Genomic DNA, 18,473 nt, shown 5'->3' with positions numbered 1-18,473 from the left:
GCCCAAGAAGCGGGCGGCCCGACGGTGTGACACAAGCGGGCCTTGCGCGGTCCTGGATGAGAAAGAGTGCATGCGCAGCACGCTTGGGCACAAGGTATGGCAAAATCGTGCGCCAGTTCGACAATGGGTGGCCAGCCTGTCGCCGGCGCTCGGATGAACCTGGCGGGAAATGCGAGACTCTTGGTGCTGGGGAGCAGTCGCTGATCACTGCTCCCGACCTGTACATGATCATCCAGGAGGAGCTGCATGCCCCGCAGCGGCCAGAAGCGACCGAAGTTCGCCTCGCCATTGACCTCGATCGAGATCTGCGCGGGCGCCGGTGGGCAAGCCGTCGGGCTGCACAACGCCGGTTTTGACCACCGCGCGCTCGTGGAGTGGGACCCGCACGCCGTGGCCACCCTGCGGGCCAACGTGGGCGACTGGCCCGGCTGGGACCAGGAGAAGGCTGACGCCATTCGCCCGATGGACGTCAAGGAATTCCTGGAGTCGGATGTCCTGAAGGACCTCGGCTTGAAACGCGGAGACCTTGACCTGCTCGCCGGCGGCGTGCCGTGCCCTCCGTTCTCCTTGGCGGGGCACAGGCTCGGCCCTGACGATGAACGCGACCTTTTTCCCGCAGCGCTTGACATCATCGACGCTTTGCTGCCCAAGGCAGTGATGATTGAAAATGTGCGAGGAATCCTGGAACCTCCAGAGTTCTTCATTGACTACCGGATCTCAATCCTCGAAAGACTTCGCAGCCTCGGCTATCTGGTCCCCGAGGTTGATCCAGGCCTTTCTGCGACTGAGCAGGACGTCATCATGCGTTCGGTCTGGCGGCGTCTCGACGCGAGCTATTTTGGCGTTCCGCAACTGCGGCCGCGCGCGATTTTGGTGGCCATTCACAAGAGTGCAGTAAGCCCAGGTGACCAGAAGTTCAGGTGGCCCGCAGAGCTGAAGGGTGATCCGGCAACGGTTCAAGGGAAACTCTACGACAGCATGAAAGCGCGCTGCGAGGAGTTCTGGGACAAGAATCTCCACGGGCAGCCCGCAGGACCTGGAGAGAAGACTGGACAGCAGATCTTCGAGAGGTGGGAAGAAGCCACTTCGGGTAAGACGGTCGCCCCCACCCTCGTAGGCGGGTCAAAGAAGCACGGCGGCGCCGACCTTGGTCCCACACGAGCCAAGCGTGCTTGGCGAGACCTGGGAGTTGACGGCATGGGAATCGCGAACGACCCCGAGAATTGCGTCCCGGAGCGCGACCTCTTCCGTCCCAATGGCCCCATGCTCACCGTCGCTCAGGCCGCGATCATTCAGGGCTTCCCGGAGTACTGGAAGTTCCAGGGCCGCAAGACCGCCCGCTACCGCCAGGTCGGGAACGCGTTCCCGCCCCCGGTGGCGGAAGCCGTTGGCCGGGCCATTGCGGCCGTTCTGCGTCCTGAACACCGCGAGGAACTTCTCACCGAGTACGAGATGGAACCGGCGGGAGCGCTGCCCGTCGCAGACGTCCCGCGGCAACTTGAGATTTCAGTCTCCGCCGCCCGCGCCGCCCATGCGCCGGCTCAGGACCGTGAGGGCGATTTTGTCGGCACAAGCGTCTGATGATTCATGCTCCCAGAAGCGGAGCACGCACCAACCGGCTGCCTTCAGTTTCTGGTCCGTGTCCCTGTCCCGTGTCATGTTTCGCAGGACTTTCTCGGACCAGTAACCTGAATTCGTCCTGGGCGGCACGTAATGCTCCGGGCAGCCATGCCAGTAGCAGCCGTCTATGAAGACAGCGACTTTCGCCGGACGGAAGACCAAGTCCGCCGTCCGGCGGAGGTCCGGCAGGGGCCGGGCCGCGACGCGGTAGCGGAGACCCTTCGCGTGGACCAGCCTTCGGATGAGCCACTCGGGCTTGGTGTCACGGCTGCGGATCGCCTGCATGTTGCGGCGGCGTGCTGCGGACGAAGCCCAGGAACCTTCCGGGGCCTCCCATTCGGCATCATGGGACACACCGCAGAGGGTAGTCCCGTGAGGTCCGCAGCACGCGGCCCGTCCTAGCGACCTCCCATGTGACTGAGCAGTGCCTCTATGTCACTCGGCGCGAGTCCGGCGGCCACCGAGGGCTCCTCCTCCAGGTCAGCGAGCTGCTGCACCGTGGGGTCGTCCAGGATGCGCCCCATGAAGTCGAGCTTCCGCTCCAGGCGCTCGGCGACCACCTCGTCGATGGAGTTCCGCACCGCCAGGACAGTCACCCGGGTCTCCGTGTCGGGGGCCAGACCGAGGCGGTGGATCCGGTCGAGGCTCTGAAGGAAGCGGCCGGCCATGAAGTCGCGGTCCACGTAGACAGCGTCGTGGCACACATGGTGCAGGCTTATCCCTTCTCCCAAGGTGGCCGGGTTCGAGATCAGCACCATGCACGCCGGGTCCTCCCGGAACCGGCGGAGCTGCTCCTCACGGTCCGCGGTGCCGCCGTAGACGACAGCCGGACTGTACTTCTCCAGCAGGCGTTCCAGCGTGGTGAGGCTCCTGACGAAGGTCGTCCAGACCAGCGTCTTACGGCCCTGGGCGGCGTTCTCCGCGATGATCGCGATGGCTTCCTGGTACTTAGGCGACAGCTCGTAGTCGGGGAGGCTCTGCATGAGGGAGTACAGCGAGCTGCCCTCGGGGACGTCCAGCGGCGGCAGTTGGTACGCGAGCGGCTCGTACCGGCTGGCTCCTTCAAGGAGCAGGGCCGGGCTCGTAGCCGCCATGAGAAGACGCAGAGCAGTCTTGCCCAGGCTGCTCAGGTCGTCGCGCGCTGTGCCGCTCTTCTCGCCGCCCACGAGAGCCGTGTAGATCTCGTCGTGCAGGGGTGGCATGTCGACGAAGCGAAGCCCCAGCTGAACCGGTGGCAGACCGAGTTCCTGCTTGGTCGTGCGCGTGAACAGCGGCCGGAGGACCGAGCTGGCGTGTGCGAGGTCACCGCCAGCCACCGCCTGCACCACCGTGCGCTGACCGTGCCCCGGCCAGACGAAGCCCAGCAGGTTTTCCAGGTCTCGGGAGCCGTTGGGGGCCGGGGTACCGGTCAGGATCAGCCGACGCGCGGCCAGAGGGCCCAGGGCCATGCAGGCTGCCCCGTACGTCCCCCGGGCACCCAGCTTCATCCGGTGCGCCTCGTCCAGGATGATCATTGAGGGACCCGACTTGAGCCACCCGGCCAGCATGGGCAGCGACCGGTCGAGACGCTCGTAGTTCACCACGAGCACCTCGGCCCACTCGTCCCACGAGCCGTCCAGGACGTTGATCCGCAGCGGGTGGATGAGGCACTCGGCGGTCTCATAACGCCAGGACTCGTAAGCCGACTTGGGACAGACGACCAGCAGGCGGCTCACCTTGCCGGCGGCCTTCTGCGCGGCGTACACGGCGAGAGCGACGCGGGTCTTGCCGGCTCCGGGCACGCTGAAGTTCGCACCGTGCTGCAGCGACAGAAGCTTCGCGATGTCGCGGCGCTGGAACTCGCTGAGTTCGCCCTTCCAGGTGTCGCCGAGGAGGGCGAGCACGTCGTCGGGCGCGACCTCGCCGGGTGCGTCCCGCCCCGCGAGTCGCTGCTGCACGGTGTGGGCGTCCTGGACCACACCGGATACCAGCTCACGCAGGTCATCCGCCCACTCCACGCCGGCCGGGTCGGACCAGGTGCCGAGGAGGGCAAGGTCCGCGAGCAGCTCGTCCAGGGAGACCGAGGCACTCAGAGGGCCGAGCTGGCCGCCGGTGCGAAACCGGGCGGCCAGCTGCACGAGTTCCTGCTGGAACGATTCCGTGGTCCGCAGGACCACCCTGGTCCGGGTCTCATCGAACCCGAGACGCAGCGACTTCTCGCTGACGGGACTGGTCACCGCGAGCCCTCCGCTGCGACCGCCTCCAGCAGCCAGGCCACACCGTCTCCCGGCTGCGGCAGCCCGCGGCCGGCCTGCTGCGCGAGCTTGAGGAGGCTGCCCCGCAGCTTGATCACCGCGTCATCGAACGCTTCCTCGTCCAGGCTCCGGGAGGTCCGTGCCTGTACCAGGTCGCTTACGCACTGGTCGATGCTCGCGCATGCTTCCGCCAGCCGGGCCGGGGCGAGCTGCTTGCGCTTGCGCAGCCGGGCGTTGCGGCCCGCCGCGTCGATCGCCTCGTCGAACGCCTTCTTCGTGCTTTCCCAGGCGTCCTGCGCGGCGGCCTTCCGCTCGTCACCGAGGTCCGAGGCTCCGTTCCTCACCAGGGCAGCGGTGCGGAGGATCTCGTCGTTCATCGCCCGGGCCTCAGCGACGGCGGAGGAGGCGGCGGGCACCTCCAGGCCCAGACCGGGGATGGACACCGACTGCGGCTGCGCGGCCGTCGTACCGCCCATGGGCAACTGCCGCTCAAGCCCCGCCTTCAGGAACTCCTCGTCGATGTGACGAACGTCCGTCTTGGAGAAGTTGAGGAGGATCGCGGCCAGGCGCAGCTCCTTCAGGACCTCGGCCTGGTCGCGGTCCACCGTTTCCAGCTTCGCGTACAGCCGGTGGAGCTCCCTGAGCCGCTCCGTCGCGCCCTCCCAGTCCACCAGGCGCAGTCCGTTGCCGCCGCCAGTGCGGCTCCGCTCGTTCAGCTCGCGGATCGTGCTGAGGATCCACCGCTCCTGGTGGTAGGTGCGCACCTGGATCCGGAAGTCCTTGGCGATCTGCTCCGGCGTACGGCCCAGCGCCGCCTGCTCCTCCATGGCGATGATGCGGTTAATGAAGGAGTAGTCACGCCTGTGGTCCTTGCGAAGCTGCAGGGACAGCTCGACAGCGTTGATGTCGGCCCATGTGAACGACGCCGGCAGCACGCCCACGCGCATCGACTGAGCGCCGAGTTCGCGAAGCGCGGCGGCCCGGGTGTTGCCGTTCACCAGCACCCCGTGCCGGGTCACGAGCCCGGGGTCGTTCTGCCCGAACTGGTTAAGGCTGTCTTTCAGGTCATCGAAGTGCTTGTCCCGCACGTTCGTGTTCTCGGGGTCCGCCTTGAGCAGGAAGCTGAGGTAGTCCTGGCTCTCCGCGCACCAGGGGTCCTTGTCCAGCAGCGCATCCCGCTCCGCGTCGTGGCTGCGCTGGGCCCGGATCCGGTGGGTGCTGGGGTTGTAGAAGAGGCTGCTCAGCGGCAGATCAATCACTTCGACATGGGCCTGCTGCCCATTCCAGTCGACGGTCACGGTCTCCCGCGTACCGCCGGCCGCCTTGACCTCCTCGACCTTCTTACTGATCAGTTCGCTGAACTCGGCCGCCCTCGGCGGGGCCGGAAACTCGCGCATCGTAGTCGTCCCGTCCTGTCTCAGTCGTTCGTACCGTCGAGCTTGTCGGCCACGGCCCTGCGTGCGTCCGCAGGCAGCGTGTGGTATAGCCCCCACAGCTTCTCCAGCGCGCTGGGGGTCCGGCGGTCCGCGGCGATCCACCCGCGGAACACCCTCCGCTCTACCGAAGCCAGCGACTCGATCTCCCCCAGGACGTCCGCCATGTGCACGGTCCGGTCCACGTTGCCCCGGCCGCACCGCTGGCACTCCGTGACGAGCTGGTGGACGACGCTGCCGTCCGGCTGAACGACCGGCCGACGCGCCACGTTGAGCACGGCCTGCTCCAAACCCCCGTCGCCGTACGTCTCTCCGCCCGTCACGCCGCAAGTACGGCAGAGGTAGCCATCGTCCTGGAACACCTTGGCCCGCTGGGCGTTAGTGATGCTCCCCTTGTGCGCCAGGGCCTTCGACTGCCCCGGAATCCAGACGTCAGCACCCCTGGTTCGAAAGCGGTGCTCCTGCTGGCGCAACGTCGGGTCCTCGCGGCTCGTGGCGATCTCCCAGCCGCGGTCGCGCAGGTCACGCATGCGCCGGTCGATCTGCGCCACGTCCGGGAACGCGGCCCGCAGGTCGCCCTTGGTGAAGGTGCCGTTCTCCTTCACCTCCTGGATGAGCCACAGCGCGACGCGCGCCATGGTTCCGAGCTTGTGGCCCCCGTAGGTCGTGTCCCGCCAAGACGGCAGCGCAGCCATCCGTTCCCTCCCATGTGGCAATTACCTGAATCTGGGCTTAAGGCGCGCACTACTGCATAGCGGCACAAGAACTGCCATTCCTACACAAGCGTTCGCCTCGCGACCACCCCCCGCCTCAAGAGCGGCTGACGTCCAGTGAACACGACAGATGCCGAGATTCAATCCCCTTTGAACACTTGCCGACACAAAGCAAGCCTTGCTCGCCAAAAGCAAGCACAACTCCGCCATCACTACGGCAGAATGAACCAGGCACCTGGCAACGGGCTTGCTGGCAGGGCAACTTGCTGGAGGACGGGGAGGTCTCAAGAGCGTGCCGTACAGCAGGAACAGTCGCCCTCCATTTGCATGGGCGGAAAAGCCCATCGACAGTGGCCTTTCACCAGCAAGGCGTGAACTCGCCTCCGCCCTTCAGCGCCTTTGCCCGCTCCTGCTCATCACGCCAGAGAGCACCGGTGTACCTACACACAGCCCGACCCAGGGCGAGGCCGCCAACCGGCTCAAAATGAGCGAAAGCGCCCTTTCTAGGGCGCTCAGCGGAAAGGCACTTCCCCAGCGAAGATCGGTGGAGATCCTCTTCGAGGAGGCGTGCGCTGACGCCTCGAAGAGGGGCATCGAGGTCGGCGTAACCCTGGACGACTTGTGCCAGTTGCACGCGAAGGCGGCGGCCGAGCAGAACGGTGGGATCGCTACGCACCTGAGCGCAGACCTGGAGTCGGCGTCCAGAGAACTACGCGCGCTTCGTAACGAGAACGAGCAGCTCAGGAGCGCGAACGAGGAGCTGCGCGCGGAACGTGACACGCTGCGCCAGCAAGCCTCACCGAAGGCCGACAGCCTGCGTTCCCTCCAGCGGAAGTACACGGTGCTGCAGCGAAAAGCCGCCTCGCTGCGGGAACGGGTCAGCCTCCTCGAAGCCGGCTCACCAGTCCATCCGCCTCACGCTCCGGCCGCCGCTCCGCTGCCGGTACCCCGTCAGGCGGGGTACCGGCAGCGGACTGAACTTGATACGGAGGCCGCCCGGAACGTCGCGAGGCGAGCGAAAGCTCTGCGCGGCGACGGCCGGCAAGCGGATGAGGTGCTGGCCCTCCTGCGGCATACGGCGGACGCCTACAGCCCGGCAGAGACAGCCTTGCTGGTCGTCCTGCTGACCCAGGAAGGCCAGGAGGATCTCGTCAGGGACCTTCTCCACATCTATGGACGGGACCAGCCCGACCGCGAAGTGCTGCGCACCGCGCTGGAACTCCTCAGCTTCGGCGCCTCAGGTAACGCTGAAGCCCTGCTGCTGACCGCTGCGCAAACGCGCAAACCATACCGTACCGCTTAGGCCGCCCCTCCCAGCTCCGCCTCGTAGTGCCTCTGAACACGGTCGAGGACATCGACTGGATCCTGGCCCCGGGCAGCAGTCCAGTGGAGCAGGTCAGCAATCAATTCGACTACTGACTCGTCGAGTGCCGCAGGGCCACTACGTCCCGCCCACGCCACAGTCCGGGCCTTCGCCTGATACCACTCCAGAACGGCCACCGCACGCTCGATGCGCCGGCAGTCCTTCCCGGAGTCGACCGACACCTCGCACCACACCGCCTTGCCGGCGGCCGTCGGCACTGCGCCCCAGTCCAATGCAAGTGCTGCGATCAAATGAAGCCCCCGGCCGCACTCCTCCTCGCAGCTGCGCGTCTGGACCGAGGGCAGTGCCGGGCTCCTGTCGTGGACTTCAAGCCGGAGACGATCGAGCCTCCACTCCAACACCAGCGTGGCCGACGTTCCCTCACCGACGTGCTTTACCACGTTCGTCGCCAGTTCGGTGACGAGGAGTTCCGCCTCCTCAACGCAGGTAGGCATTCCCCAGCGGTGCATCTGAGAGGCCGCCGCTCTGCGTAGCAGCCGCACCTCTGTCGGCACCGCTTCGAACGGCAGGACACAGCGGAAACGGGGGTCGGTGGGGTCGGGGCCGGGCATGGCTACTCCTCCTCGCGAAGCCACGCGCCTGCCTGCGCCGACCGTGTCCATACGGATGCAGTGCGTAGCGGTCTGCGAGTGAGCATGGCACGGGAGAAGTCTCGCTATGCAACTTCTCACGAGAATGGATCGGGTGAACTTGATGGTGACTCGCGTTGGAGCTGCCTAGCCTGATGGGCGTCTTCCTGGCCGCCGGCCGGACCACGGCGAAGGAGCCGCATGACCGAACGCACCACCACCCGCCGACGCCAACTGGGCGCAATGATGCGTAAATTGCGCGCCCGGAGAGGGCTGACACTTGAGGAAGCCGGACTGCTCGTCGGTGTATCGAAGGCGACGGTCAGCCGATATGAGACCCAGGCGGGGCCGGTGAGGTGGATCGTTGTCGATGCCCTGTGCCAGGAGTACGGCGCCACCGACGCCGAGCGGCGGGCTGTTGTCGGGCTGGCGAAGGACGCGAAGCAACAGGGCTGGTGGAGCACCTTCGCCGACTCGATCCCGGAGAGCATGAACCTGCTGCTCACTCTTGAGGACGAAGCAGTGGGAGAGAGCCACTTTTCGTGCGTCTACGTCCCGGGACTACTCCAGACACGCGACTACAGCACCGCCCTGCAGAAGGCAAACGAAGTACCCCTAGGTGTGGAGGAGATCGAGCGCTTGGTCGACATCCGCATGAAGCGGCAGGAGATCCTCGCCCGACCGAAGCCGCTTCGCCTGTGGGCCATCCTGGACGAGTCCGTCATCCGAAGGGTTGTCGGCTCCCCGCAGATCATGCGGGAGCAACTTGACCGGCTGCTTGAGGCCAACGAGTCTCCCCACATCACGTTGCAAGTGTTGCCCTTCTCCAAGGGAGCTCACGCCGCAGCACTCGGCAGCTTCGTCGTAATCGCCGGCCGGGAGTCGACCCTTGATGTGGTCTACGTGGACTTCCACACGGGATCCCTCTTCTTGGAGAAGGATGAAGAACTTGAGCGATACAGACTTGCGTTCGAGTACTTGCGCGCACAAGCGTTGGACATGGAGGCCTCCTCCAGCCTGATCCACCGCGCCCGCAAGGAGCTGTAAATGACCGCCGACCGCCAGCCCGATACCGATCTTGTCTGGTTCAAGTCGTCGTACAGCGGCGGCAACACGACCGAGTGCGTGGAGGCGGCTCTCGTCCCAGGGGGCCTGCTCATACGGGACTCTAAGCGCCCTAACAGCCTCCGCCTCACTGTCTCATCGTCTGCGTGGAGAAATTTTGTTATGGGCGCTCGGTCTTCGTCTGACCGCGCGTCGACGTAGCTTGACAGACGGCTGTCAGTCCGATGACGCGTTGAAGCCCTTGATCAGTCAGCACAGTGCTCCGAGACCCTCGACCCTGATGGTCGGGGCCTCTCAGCTTCCGCCGTGGGCCACTGGACCACGGCCCACGGTCCTCGGTGGACCAAGGCGGTATGCATGCCTGCGGCGGCGGCCGACCGGATGGCGTTGTCGATGCGGTAGCCGACGGAGGCACCAGCAGCCGAACGGAGCCCGATCCCGAGGTCAACTGGTGCCGTACCAGGCAGCGTTTGCTGCAACAAGCCCGACGGGAGTTCTTCATGCAGCGTTACAACTGGCCCCTCCTGGACGGCCGTACCCGCCCGCTCAAGATGAAGGAGTGGGGCGACCTGGCCATCATGGACCCCGACGCCGGCAAACTGCCGCGTGGACGCAGGTTTCTGGCGGCCGAGAAAGACTGGCTGCGCATCGACGCCGGAAGCGCCCTGGAGAACCCCACCGTCACCCTTTACGCCGGAGACGACCCGGGAGCAGAGAGCGGCTGGGACGAGGTCGAAGAGATCACCGTGATCTCCACGACCGGCTTCCTCGCCCTGTGCGACAGCGGATACGAGCCGCTGCGCAGAGAGAATCTCGCCACCGCAGGAGTCGGTTCCTACCTGATCCGTGTCCATGCCAGTGACCGGTCGTCGGATGGCAAGAAGCCCCGCTTCCTCATCCAGGTCATCCCCGGCGATCGTACGGGGGCCGAGCCCCGGCCGCCCTCCGCCACGATCGAAGAGTCCGCCGGTCCGCTCCTGGTGAGGACATCCTTCGCGCAGCCAGATGAGTGGGCACGCCTGCTCCGGGCCCTCGAAGGAAGCTCGGATCACCACGAGTCGATCGCCGTCATCGACAACCGCGCCTACGCCGGCTTCACGGCGGAGCAGATCCAGGCACGGATCGGGCGCAATGACGAGGACTGGCCCGACAGTACTCTCGTCCTCATCGCCGATGAACGAGCCCTGGCCTCCGACGAATTCCCGTTGCTGGCCGTGAACAACCTGCCCGACGATGACGACGATCCGTTCAGGATCACCCTCACAGCGGCCGGTTCCTTCGTCGTCAACATGGAACTGGCGAACACCAGCTTTGCCGAGTGGGGCCGTGGTGCCGACCCCGACGGCGTCTACCGGAAAGAGCACTACTGACAGCGCTGTTGCTGGGGGCTTCGCGTGACTGCGGGCAGGGGTGGGAACGGTCAGCGGGTGAGTACGCCGAACTCGCTGCCGGGCCAGGGGACCTGGGGGTCTACCGGGGGCTTCACCACGCGGGTGGGGGTGGTTCCGGCGAGCTTGCCGTCCTTCGTCGGGACCGACCAGACGTCCGAGGTGTTCGCCCGGACCGGCAGGGCGATCTCGGGCCGGCCGTCCCCGTTCAGGTCTGTGATCTTGAGCAGTTGGGGGATGCGGTAGACGCCGGCGGGGCGGGGCAGACCGGCCGCATCGTGGGCGTAGAAGACCGCACCGGTGCCGGTCGTCCCCTTGGCCGAGCCCTTGAGCACGTAGATGCCGCCCCCGCTGATGTAGCAGTGCTCGCAGGTGGCGTGCCGCTCGCCGGGAGCGCCGACGATCAGCTCGGAGTAGCCGTCCCGGTCGAGGTCGCCCGCGGTGACGTCGGCGCCGAAGTTGTCCCCCGCCTCGACGCCGCCCGGAATGCCGGTGCTGTCCTCGGTGAACACCTTGGTGCCGCGGTTCTCGTCCACGCCACCGGAGGCGCCGTAGCTGATCTGGACCCGGCCTGCGCGGCGCTCGGAGTCCGTTTCGTACGCCGGGTCGCCCACCGCCATGTCGCCGTAGCCGTCCTTGTCGAAATCGGCGATCACGACGCTGTCGCCGCCCCGGACGGTGGCCGGGGTCCGGCGCAGCCCGGACGCGCCGCCGAGCAGCACCCGTCCCCGCCTGCGGTTCTCGCCGAGCACCACGAGGTCGTCGATGGCGCCCTTGTTGATCCGGCCCACGGCCAGCCGCTTCTGGGCGTCGCTGTAGATGAACGCGGAGCCCACGTCCACCGGCTGGATCGAGGCAGGCGAGCCGTCCGTCTTGAAGGGACCCCGGTACAGGCGGAGCGACGTGGAGTAGCCGACGATCAGGTCGGTCTTCCCGTCTCCGGTGAAGTCGCCGGTCTTCAGCACCGCGCCGAAACCGGGGGCCGTGTCGCTGCCGGGCATCGGGGTGCCGCCCTTGAGGCCGGCGGGGCCGCCCCAGAGCAGGGTGACCTCGTCGCGGACCCCCTCGTGCGAGGCGACCGCGAGGTCCGCGTAGCCGTCGGCGTTGAAGTCGCCGTTGGCGAGCGTCCGGCCGAACCGCTGGTCCTGCCCCGCGTCGCCCGGCACGCCGGGGCTGTTCCGGGTGACGGCCTTCAGGCCGGTCTGCTGGGCACCGTACTTCGAGCCGTACGAGACGGTGACGTAGCCCGCGTTCGGGGCCTGGACGGGGTTCCCGTCCGGACCGGGGACGTTCACTGCGCCGTCCGGGGCGCCGATCGCGAGGTCGTGGTACCCGTCACCGTTGAAATCGTCCGCGTACCGGGTGGGCGCGGGACCCGTCGTGGTGGCGGCCCGGGCCTGGGTACCGGTGGAGACCAGCAGGGCCCCGGTGAGAGCCGTGGTCGTCGTGACCGCTGCGGCGATCACGACTGTGTGACGGATGCGGCTGCGCACGTCCGTTCCCCCCATGGATGAACTCGATCTGCAAGAACTCGACTGGTTGCACCCCCAAGACCCCCGACGGGCGGGAACGGTTGTGCGGATCTTCGCGTCGCGCACAGTTGTGCGGATCTTTTGTGTCGCGCTCCCCTCGCACGACGCGGGCGTACGGCGACGGGCGCCGCGCAGTGGGTGTGCGGCGCCCGGTGCCGTGTGCCGTTCTTATGCCGTCGCTCTACGTCGTTGCTTTATGTCGTTGCTTTATGTCGTTGCTTTATGTCGTCCGATGTCATTCCATGTCGTTGCTTTATGTCGTCGCGTCAGTCGCCTTATGGCGTCGCTTCGTGTCGTCGTTCATGCCCTCGTTTCATGCCGTCGCGGCCAGGTCCGCCCGGCCGAAGAGGAGGGCGTAGCCCGGGGGGAGCTGGGCGAGGAGGCGGGTGGTCAGGGGGGTGCCCACCCAGTTCGCCAGGACGCTCAGGACCGAGCTGACGTCCCAGCGGGCCGTTGCCGGGGTCGCCCCCTCGATGCGGGCGGCCACCGAGTCGACGAACTCCCGGGCAGTGAGGGGGTGTGTCGCGGGGATCTGTGAGGCGATCACTCGGGCTGCTTCTCGGGGGAGAGCCTGGGCGAGGGCTACGCGTTCGTCGCCGGTCACGTGGCCGCCCAGGGCTGAGAGGACTATGCGGGTCACGCGTTCCGCCTCTGCCCTGGTCGTGTACTGGCCCGCCTCCCGTACCGCCTCCGTCAGTTCCTCCCAGCGTGCGGCGTCGGTGTCACGCTCGCGGGGCAGGGGGGACGCGGCGGGGATGGTCGTTCTCGGCGGTGGGGGCGTCGTCACGGTCATCGTGCTGGCTCCTTCTCCGGGACACTGTGAAGCTTCGGCGCGTCCGCGCACCGGGGCATCGGTGCATCGGCGCATCGGTACATCGGCCCTCTGGTACATCGGCGCTTCGACGCTTCGGCAGTTGGTCACTTCGGCTGGTCGGGTACCGGGGGCAGTCCCCCGGTACCCCGTAATGCGGGCTGCATGAGCCGCAGTTCGGCCAATGTGCGGCGGTCAGCCGCTGAGCTGCTTCCGGTCGCCGGTGCTGCCGCCCGTGATCTGGATGCGGCGTGGCTTGGCCTGTTCGGCCACCGGGATGCGCAGGGTCAGGACGCCGGCCTCGTACGACGCGTCGATGCGGTCGGTGTCGAGGGTGTCGCCGAGGAACAGCTGCCGGGTGAACGTGCCCGTGGGGCGCTCCGCCACGAGCAGTTCCGCGTCCTCGGGGGCCGGGCTGCTGCGCTCGGCGCGGACGTTGAGGACGTTGCGCTCGACGTCCAGCTCGATCGTCTCGGGGTCGATGCCGGGCAGGTCGAAGTGGACGAGGAACTCGTCCCCTGCTCGGTAGGCGTCCATCGGCATCGCGGCCGGGCGCGTCGCCTCTCCGAGGAACTGTCGCGTGAGGCGGTCGAAATCACGGAAGGGGTCCGTGCGCATGAGCATCACAGGTCACTCCTCTCCTCAGGGATTGGGTGCGATGCCCTACGGCTTCTTATATAACCCTCCGCCCCAAACTTGACAAGCTCTGACTCAAGTTAAGGGAGTCCACGTGCATGCGCGTTAGCCTCGGCCCCGGACATCAGCACAAAAACCGAGCATGAGGAGACAGTCATGGCCAGGGTTCCCAGTGCGGTCGTCGCCGGTGCCGGGCTCGTCGGCGGGTACGGCGTTGCCCGGTGGACCAAGAAGCGGCAGCTCGGCGGGGCCGTACTGGCCGTCGCGGGGGCTGCCGCCGCTCAGCAGTGGCGCAGGCAGGCAGGCGGGAAGGCCGCCGGTGCGCTGACCGCCGCCTATGTCGCCGCGTTCGCCGGGTCCCACCCGCTGGCGAAGAAGGTCGGCGCCTGGCCGTCCGTCCTCGGTGTCGCCGGCGCCGTCGCCCTCGCCTCCTGGGCCGTCGCCGACCGCAAGACCCAGAGCCCCGGCAGGGCATAGCGGCCCGGGGAGGCGGAGACCGTCGGCACCGCCCTGCTACGACGCCCCCGCCCGGAACGCCCTGCGGTACGCCTGCGGACTCGTCCCCACGACCCTGCGGAACCGTTCCCGGAAGGCCGTCGGTGAACCGAAGCCCGTCTGGGCGGCGATCCGTTCGACCGGGTGCGCCGTGGTCTCCAGCAGGTGCTGGGCCCGTCGTACCCGCGCCCGATGCAGCCACTGCAGCGGCGTCGTACCGGTCTGCTCGCGGAATCGGCGGTTGAGAGTGCGGGTGCTCATGCCCGCCCGCGCCGCGATCTCGTCCAGGGTGAGGTCGCGGTCGCTGTGGTCCTCCAGCCAGTGCAGCAGCGGTTCCAGGGTCGTGCCCGCCGGGGCCGGGGGCAGGTCGTGGACGATGAACTGGGCCTGCCCGCCCTCCCGTTCCAGCGGCATCACGGACATCCGGGCCGCGTGCGCGGCGACGGCCGAGCCGAAGTCCTTGCGGATCATGTGCAGGCACATGTCCAGCGCCGCCGCCGCGCCCGCCGACGTCAGGAACTGGCCGTCGTCGACGTACAGGACGTTCGGATCGACGGTCACCTTCGGATACAGCTCCGCCAGCCGGCAGGCCGCGGCCCAGTGCGTCGTCGCGCGCAGGCCGTCCAGCAGACCTGTCGCCGCGAACAGGAACGCGCCCACGCAGACCGAGGCGATGCGGGTGCCGGCCCCTGCCGCGGCGCGCAGAGCATCGGCGACCCCCGGCGGCAACTGTTCCGGTGGTTCCGCCACGCCCGGCAGGATGATCGTGTCCGCTTCCGCCAGCGCCTCCAGGCCGTACGGCGCCCGCACCGTGAAGGCACCCGCGCTCACCTCCTCCTGCACCGAGCACACCCGCACCCGGTACGGCTCGCGGCCGTCGGGCAGCCGCGCCCAGCCGAAGGTGTCGATGGGGGCGGACAGGTCGAACGGGATGACGCCGTCCAGCGCCAGTACGGCCACGGTGTGCATGGCGGGATCGTAGGCCTACGACCGCTTCTCGCCAACGTGTGCACCTGTGGCCTCTGCGGTGGGAACCGTCGAACCGGCTGTGGCGACCATCCGCAGAACCTGGCGACAATCCGTTGAACCCTGGCACTCTCGCCACTTCTCCACGCCCCCCGGACCACCTACCGTCACCGCGTGACCAAGTTCCTCCTCGCCGTGCACGTCCTCGCCGCCATCGTCGCCGTAGGCCCCGTGACCGTCGCCGCCAGTATGTTTCCGCCCGTCGCGCGCCGCGTGCTCGCCGCTCCGCCGGACGGGAGCGGCACCGGGACCCTGCGCCTGCTGCACCGGATCTGCCGCGTGTACGCCCTCGTCGGCGTCGTCGTCCCGGTCTTCGGGTTCGCCACCGCCGGCGAGATGGGCGTGCTCGGCAGCGCCTGGCTGATCGCGTCGATCGCGCTGACCACCGTCGCCGCGGTCGTCCTCGGCGCGCTGGTGCTGCCCGCTCAGAGCGCCCTGGTGGAGGGCCGGGTCGCGAACCCCGCCCGGCTCGCCGCGTTCACCGGCGTCTTCAATCTGCTGTGGGCCACCGTGACCGTCCTGATGATCGTGCGCCCCGGCTCCAGCACCGGCGCCTGACCCGGTCCGCCCGGCCCCGTCACGTCCCCGTCACGTCTCAGGGCGTGCTCGGCGCGGGCGGCGCCGAGGGCCCCTGCGTACCCTCCGCACCCCGCGTCACCGCCCTGGCCCGCCCCGCCACCGCCGTCAGCGGACGGGCGATGTCCTCCAGGGAGCGGCGTTCGGCCCGTACGGCCAGGAAGGCGGCGACCAGGCCCGCCGCGCACATCAGGGCCGCGCCGACGGAGAACGCCAGGACGGTGTCGCCGGCCCTGCCGGTGCCGGTGAGGTCGGCGAAGAGCAGCGGGCCGCTGATGCCGCCGGCCGCCGTACCGAGGGCGTAGAAGAAGGCGATGGACATCGCCCGCGTCTCCATCGGGAAGATCTCCGAGACGGTGAGGTACGCGCTGGACGCACCGGCCGAGGCGAAGAACAGCACCGCGCACCAGCAGGCCGTCAACGTGCCCGCGCTCAGCGCACCCCGGTCGAACAGCCACGCCGTGCCGAACAGCAGCAGACCCGAGAGCAGGTACGTCGAGGAGATCATCACCCGCCGGCCCACCGTGTCGAACAGCTTGCCCAGCAGCAGCGGGCCGCAGAAGTTGCCGACCGCGATCACCGCGAAGTAGTAGCCGGTGTGATCGGAGGGCACGTCGAAGAACCTGGTCAGGATGGCGCCGAAGCCGAAGGTGATCGCGTTGTACAGGAACGCCTGGCCGATGAAGAGGGAGAAGCCGAGCACCGCCCGCCTGCGGTACTGCCCGAAGACCGTGCGGGCGATCTCCAGGAACGTCACGCTCCTGCGCTGGCGGATCTCCAGCTCCCCCTGCGGCTCGGGCAGCCGCACGCCCCTGTCCCGCTCCACCCGGCGCTCGATGCCCGAGACGATCTCCTCGGCCTCCCCGTCCCTGCCGTGGATCAGCAGCCAGCGCGGGCTCTCCGGGACGTGCCGCCGGACGAGGAGGATGACCAGGGCGAGTACGGCGCCGAGCGCGAACGTCAGCCGCCAGCCGACGTTCCGGGCCAGCAGGTCCGTGTCGAGCGCGACGATCGACAGCAGCGAGCCGCCGACCGCGCCCAGCCAGAAACTGCCGTTGATGACCAGGTCGACCCGGCCGCGGTACTGCGCCGGGATCAGCTCGTCGATCGCGGAGTTGATCGCCGCGTACTCACCGCCGATACCGAAACCGGTCAGAAAGCGAAAGAGGAAGAACCACCAGGCCTCCCAGGAGACCGCCGTCAGAGCCGTCGCCGCCAGGTACACCGCCAGCGTGATCATGAAGAGCTTCTTGCGGCCGAAGCGGTCGGTCAGCCGGCCCCAGAAGAGCGCCCCCGAACAGGCGCCCGCCACATACAGCGCGGCGGCCACGCCCGTGATCTGGCCCGAGGTGATCGACACCCCGCTGCCGGGCTCGGCCAGCCGGCCGGCGATGTTGCCGACGACCGTGACCTCCAGGCCGTCCAGGATCCACACCGTGCCCAGGCCGATCACGATCGTCCAGTGCCAGCGGGACCAGGGCAGGCGGTCCAGCCGGGCGGGGATGTCGGTGGTGATGGTCCGGCCGCTCCCCGGCGATGCCACCTCGGCTGCGCTCATGGGCTCCCTCCTCGCCGAAGCCCCCCGACCACCGGGGGACACAGCAGGACGGGTGCCCGCACCCCGGGGAATCAGTCGGTACGGGCCCCGGCCTCAGGCACCCAGCGTCCGCGTCACCGCATAGATCAGCAGCCCGGCCAGCGACCCCACCACCGTGCCATTGATCCGGATGAACTGCAGGTCACGGCCGATGTGCGCCTCGATCTTCCGAGTGGTGTGCTCGGCGTCCCAGCCCGCCACGGTGTCCGTGATCAGCGAAGTGATCTCCGCGCGGTACGTCGTCACCACGTGCACCGCCGCACCCTCGACCCAGCTGTCCACCTTCTCCTGCACCTTCGGCTCCGTCGCCATCCGCGCACCGAGCGACAGCAGCGCCGCCCGCACCCGCAGCCGCAGCTCACTGTGCTCGTCCTCGGCCGCCGCCACGATCATCGACCGTACGGCCGTCCAGACGGACGCGATCAGATCCTGCACCTCGCCCCGGCCCAGCACCTCCCCCTTGAGCCGCTCCACCCGCACCCGGGTGTCCGTGTCCGACTGCAGGTCGGAGGCGAAGTCGGCGAGGAAACGATCGAGCGCGCCGCGCGCCGGATGCGAGGGCATGTCCCGCATCTCGGTCACGAACCGCAGCAGCTCCTTGTAGACCCGCTCGCCGACCCTGCGGTCCACGAACCGCGGCGTCCAGCCCGGCGCACCGCCCTCCACGGCCACCATCACATCGTCCCGGTGCAGCACCAGCCAGTCGTGCGCACGGGCCACCACCAGGTCCACCACCCGCCGGTGCCCGCCGTCGGCGACGATCCGCTCCAGCGTCTTTCCGATCCCCGGCGCGATCTCCTGGGCGTTCGCCCGCCGGGTGATGGCCTCACCGACGACCGCCTGCACATCCGAATCCCGCAGGACCGTCAGCGCCCCCCGCAGCGCCGTGGCCAGCTCCGCCGTCACCCGGTCCGCGTGCTCCGGCTCGGCCAGCCACGCCCCCAGCCGGCTGCCGATGCCGACCGCGCGCAACCGCTGCCGTACGACGTCCTCGGAGAGGAAGTTCTCGCCGACGAACTCGCCCAGCGAGACACCCAGCTGATCCTTCTTGGTGGGGATGATCGCGGTGTGCGGGATGGGCAGCCCCAGCGGATGGCGGAACAGAGCGGTGACCGCGAACCAGTCGGCCAGCGCGCCCACCATGCCGGCCTCGGCAGCCGCGGCCACATACCCCGCCCAGGGGCCCGCGCCCTCATGCGTGGCGAGTCTGGCCAGGACATAGACCACCGCCACGAACAGCAGCATCGCCGTCGCCGTGAGCTTCATCCGCCGCACCCCGCGCCGGCGCTCCTCGTCGGCCGGGGTGAAGGCCGTCATGGTCTTGTACGACACACCCGGCGCCGGCGCTGCTTCCGTCTCGGTCGGTTCCATCAGCTCCACCCGTTCAGCTCCAC

General features: G+C 68.3%; 18 protein-coding genes and 1 pseudogene. 7 read left to right on the top strand and 12 right to left on the bottom strand.

Features of this window, described 5'->3' with window-relative positions:
- Positions 1-246: 246 nt before the first annotated feature.
- Positions 247-1,581 carry a DNA cytosine methyltransferase gene (locus tag ACIGXP_RS15880; protein WP_399768645.1) on the top strand — a complete coding sequence of 445 codons (1,335 nt, stop codon included), beginning with the start codon at positions 247-249 and terminating at the stop codon, positions 1,579-1,581.
- Here the strand turns inward: ACIGXP_RS15880 and ACIGXP_RS15875 are convergent.
- From ACIGXP_RS15875 to ACIGXP_RS15860, 4 genes are read right to left on the bottom strand one after another with little or no spacing between them, the layout of a single operon-like run.
- A complete protein-coding gene (locus tag ACIGXP_RS15875) occupies positions 1,507-1,974 on the bottom strand; it encodes a very short patch repair endonuclease (protein WP_399768643.1) in 468 nt (155 codons plus the stop codon). The genes ACIGXP_RS15880 and ACIGXP_RS15875 overlap by 75 nt on opposite strands.
- A 44-nt stretch (positions 1,975-2,018) precedes the next feature.
- On the bottom strand, positions 2,019-3,836 hold the full coding sequence (locus ACIGXP_RS15870; RefSeq protein ID WP_399768641.1) for a DEAD/DEAH box helicase: 1,818 nt from the start codon (positions 3,834-3,836) through the stop codon (positions 2,019-2,021).
- Positions 3,833-5,251, bottom strand: a complete 1,419-nt coding sequence (locus ACIGXP_RS15865; RefSeq protein WP_399768639.1) for a hypothetical protein — start codon at positions 5,249-5,251, stop codon at positions 3,833-3,835. The genes ACIGXP_RS15870 and ACIGXP_RS15865 overlap by 4 nt, the downstream gene beginning before the upstream one ends.
- A 20-nt stretch (positions 5,252-5,271) precedes the next feature.
- Positions 5,272-5,982, bottom strand: a complete 711-nt coding sequence (locus ACIGXP_RS15860) for a hypothetical protein (RefSeq protein ID WP_399768637.1) — start codon at positions 5,980-5,982, stop codon at positions 5,272-5,274.
- A 562-nt stretch (positions 5,983-6,544) separates the two neighbouring features.
- Here ACIGXP_RS15860 and ACIGXP_RS15855 point away from each other — a divergent pair.
- A complete protein-coding gene (locus ACIGXP_RS15855; protein WP_399768635.1) occupies positions 6,545-7,303 on the top strand; it encodes a hypothetical protein in 759 nt (252 codons plus the stop codon).
- Here ACIGXP_RS15855 and ACIGXP_RS15850 read toward each other — a convergent pair.
- Entirely contained in the window at positions 7,300-7,935 is a 636-nt protein-coding gene (locus ACIGXP_RS15850; RefSeq protein WP_399768633.1) for an ATP-binding protein, read from the bottom strand. The genes ACIGXP_RS15855 and ACIGXP_RS15850 overlap by 4 nt on opposite strands.
- 219 nt (positions 7,936-8,154) lie before the next feature.
- Here ACIGXP_RS15850 and ACIGXP_RS15845 point away from each other — a divergent pair, with 219 nt between their 5' ends.
- Positions 8,155-9,000, top strand: coding sequence for a helix-turn-helix domain-containing protein (locus tag ACIGXP_RS15845; RefSeq protein WP_399768631.1), 846 nt, complete (start codon positions 8,155-8,157; stop codon positions 8,998-9,000).
- Positions 9,001-9,219 (top strand): DUF397 domain-containing protein, encoded by a 219-nt coding sequence (locus ACIGXP_RS15840; RefSeq protein WP_399768629.1) that lies wholly within the window; start codon positions 9,001-9,003, stop codon positions 9,217-9,219.
- A 48-nt stretch (positions 9,220-9,267) separates the two neighbouring features.
- On the opposite strand, the pseudogene ACIGXP_RS15835 reads toward ACIGXP_RS15840, so the two are convergent.
- Positions 9,268-9,425, bottom strand: a pseudogene (locus tag ACIGXP_RS15835) (haloacid dehalogenase); the annotation flags it as partial.
- Here ACIGXP_RS15835 and ACIGXP_RS15830 point away from each other — a divergent pair.
- On the top strand, positions 9,372-10,388 hold the full coding sequence (locus tag ACIGXP_RS15830; RefSeq protein WP_399768628.1) for a DUF6924 domain-containing protein: 1,017 nt from the start codon (positions 9,372-9,374) through the stop codon (positions 10,386-10,388). The pseudogene ACIGXP_RS15835 and the gene ACIGXP_RS15830 overlap by 54 nt on opposite strands.
- 50 nt (positions 10,389-10,438) lie before the next feature.
- Here ACIGXP_RS15830 and ACIGXP_RS15825 read toward each other — a convergent pair whose 3' ends face one another.
- The 3 genes from ACIGXP_RS15825 to ACIGXP_RS15815 form a co-directional block, all read right to left on the bottom strand.
- Positions 10,439-11,899, bottom strand: a complete 1,461-nt coding sequence (locus ACIGXP_RS15825; protein WP_399768626.1) for an FG-GAP-like repeat-containing protein — start codon at positions 11,897-11,899, stop codon at positions 10,439-10,441.
- Positions 11,900-12,251: 352 nt separating this feature from the next.
- Complete coding sequence (locus tag ACIGXP_RS15820) at positions 12,252-12,731, bottom strand: DUF2267 domain-containing protein (RefSeq protein WP_363216220.1); 480 nt, start codon at positions 12,729-12,731, stop codon at positions 12,252-12,254.
- 213 nt (positions 12,732-12,944) lie between these two features.
- Positions 12,945-13,373, bottom strand: a complete 429-nt coding sequence (locus tag ACIGXP_RS15815) for an Hsp20/alpha crystallin family protein (protein WP_399768624.1) — start codon at positions 13,371-13,373, stop codon at positions 12,945-12,947.
- Positions 13,374-13,541: 168 nt separating this feature from the next.
- On the opposite strand from ACIGXP_RS15815, the gene ACIGXP_RS15810 reads away from it, so the two are divergent.
- Positions 13,542-13,862, top strand: coding sequence for a hypothetical protein (locus ACIGXP_RS15810; RefSeq protein WP_363216222.1), 321 nt, complete (start codon positions 13,542-13,544; stop codon positions 13,860-13,862).
- Positions 13,863-13,898: 36 nt separating this feature from the next.
- Here the strand turns inward: ACIGXP_RS15810 and ACIGXP_RS15805 are convergent, their stop codons facing one another.
- Positions 13,899-14,849: a GlxA family transcriptional regulator gene (locus ACIGXP_RS15805; protein WP_399768622.1), complete on the bottom strand. Its 951-nt coding sequence runs from the start codon at positions 14,847-14,849 to the stop codon at positions 13,899-13,901.
- Positions 14,850-15,020: 171 nt separating this feature from the next.
- Between ACIGXP_RS15805 and ACIGXP_RS15800 the strand changes: the two genes are divergently transcribed.
- The gene (locus ACIGXP_RS15800) at positions 15,021-15,464 is read left to right on the top strand and encodes a hypothetical protein (protein ID WP_399768620.1); all 444 of its coding nucleotides are present in this window, start codon (positions 15,021-15,023) and stop codon (positions 15,462-15,464) included.
- A 37-nt stretch (positions 15,465-15,501) separates the two neighbouring features.
- On the opposite strand, the gene ACIGXP_RS15795 is transcribed toward ACIGXP_RS15800, so the two are convergent.
- Complete coding sequence (locus ACIGXP_RS15795; protein WP_399768618.1) at positions 15,502-17,040, bottom strand: MFS transporter; 1,539 nt, start codon at positions 17,038-17,040, stop codon at positions 15,502-15,504.
- A gap of 93 nt (positions 17,041-17,133) precedes the next feature.
- Entirely contained in the window at positions 17,134-18,450 is a 1,317-nt protein-coding gene (locus ACIGXP_RS15790) for a DUF445 domain-containing protein (protein WP_399768616.1), read from the bottom strand.
- Positions 18,451-18,473 lie beyond the last annotated feature (23 nt).

This window comes from Streptomyces sp. NPDC053069 (assembly GCF_044546895.1).
GTDB lineage: Bacteria > Actinomycetota > Actinomycetes > Streptomycetales > Streptomycetaceae > Streptomyces.
The sequence above is the reverse complement of the archived record's forward strand: the minus strand, read 5'-3'. Positions and strand labels throughout refer to the sequence as shown.

Bases quoted from the DNA above. Each gene is read 5' to 3' on its own strand.
- ACIGXP_RS15880 (WP_399768645.1), top strand. From the start codon at position 247: ATGCCCCGCAGCGGCCAGAAGCGACCGAAGTTCGCCTCGCCATTGACC.
- ACIGXP_RS15865 (WP_399768639.1), bottom strand. From the start codon at position 5,251: ATGCGCGAGTTTCCGGCCCCGCCGAGGGCGGCCGAGTTCAGCGAACTG.
- ACIGXP_RS15860 (WP_399768637.1), bottom strand. From the start codon at position 5,982: ATGGCTGCGCTGCCGTCTTGGCGGGACACGACCTACGGGGGCCACAAG.
- ACIGXP_RS15850 (WP_399768633.1), bottom strand. From the start codon at position 7,935: ATGCCCGGCCCCGACCCCACCGACCCCCGTTTCCGCTGTGTCCTGCCG.
- ACIGXP_RS15845 (WP_399768631.1), top strand. From the start codon at position 8,155: ATGACCGAACGCACCACCACCCGCCGACGCCAACTGGGCGCAATGATG.
- ACIGXP_RS15840 (WP_399768629.1), top strand. From the start codon at position 9,001: ATGACCGCCGACCGCCAGCCCGATACCGATCTTGTCTGGTTCAAGTCG.
- ACIGXP_RS15830 (WP_399768628.1), top strand. From the start codon at position 9,372: ATGCATGCCTGCGGCGGCGGCCGACCGGATGGCGTTGTCGATGCGGTA.
- ACIGXP_RS15820 (WP_363216220.1), bottom strand. From the start codon at position 12,731: ATGACCGTGACGACGCCCCCACCGCCGAGAACGACCATCCCCGCCGCG.
- ACIGXP_RS15815 (WP_399768624.1), bottom strand. From the start codon at position 13,373: ATGCTCATGCGCACGGACCCCTTCCGTGATTTCGACCGCCTCACGCGA.
- ACIGXP_RS15810 (WP_363216222.1), top strand. From the start codon at position 13,542: ATGGCCAGGGTTCCCAGTGCGGTCGTCGCCGGTGCCGGGCTCGTCGGC.
- ACIGXP_RS15805 (WP_399768622.1), bottom strand. From the start codon at position 14,849: ATGCACACCGTGGCCGTACTGGCGCTGGACGGCGTCATCCCGTTCGAC.
- ACIGXP_RS15795 (WP_399768618.1), bottom strand. From the start codon at position 17,040: ATGAGCGCAGCCGAGGTGGCATCGCCGGGGAGCGGCCGGACCATCACC.
- ACIGXP_RS15790 (WP_399768616.1), bottom strand. From the start codon at position 18,450: ATGGAACCGACCGAGACGGAAGCAGCGCCGGCGCCGGGTGTGTCGTAC.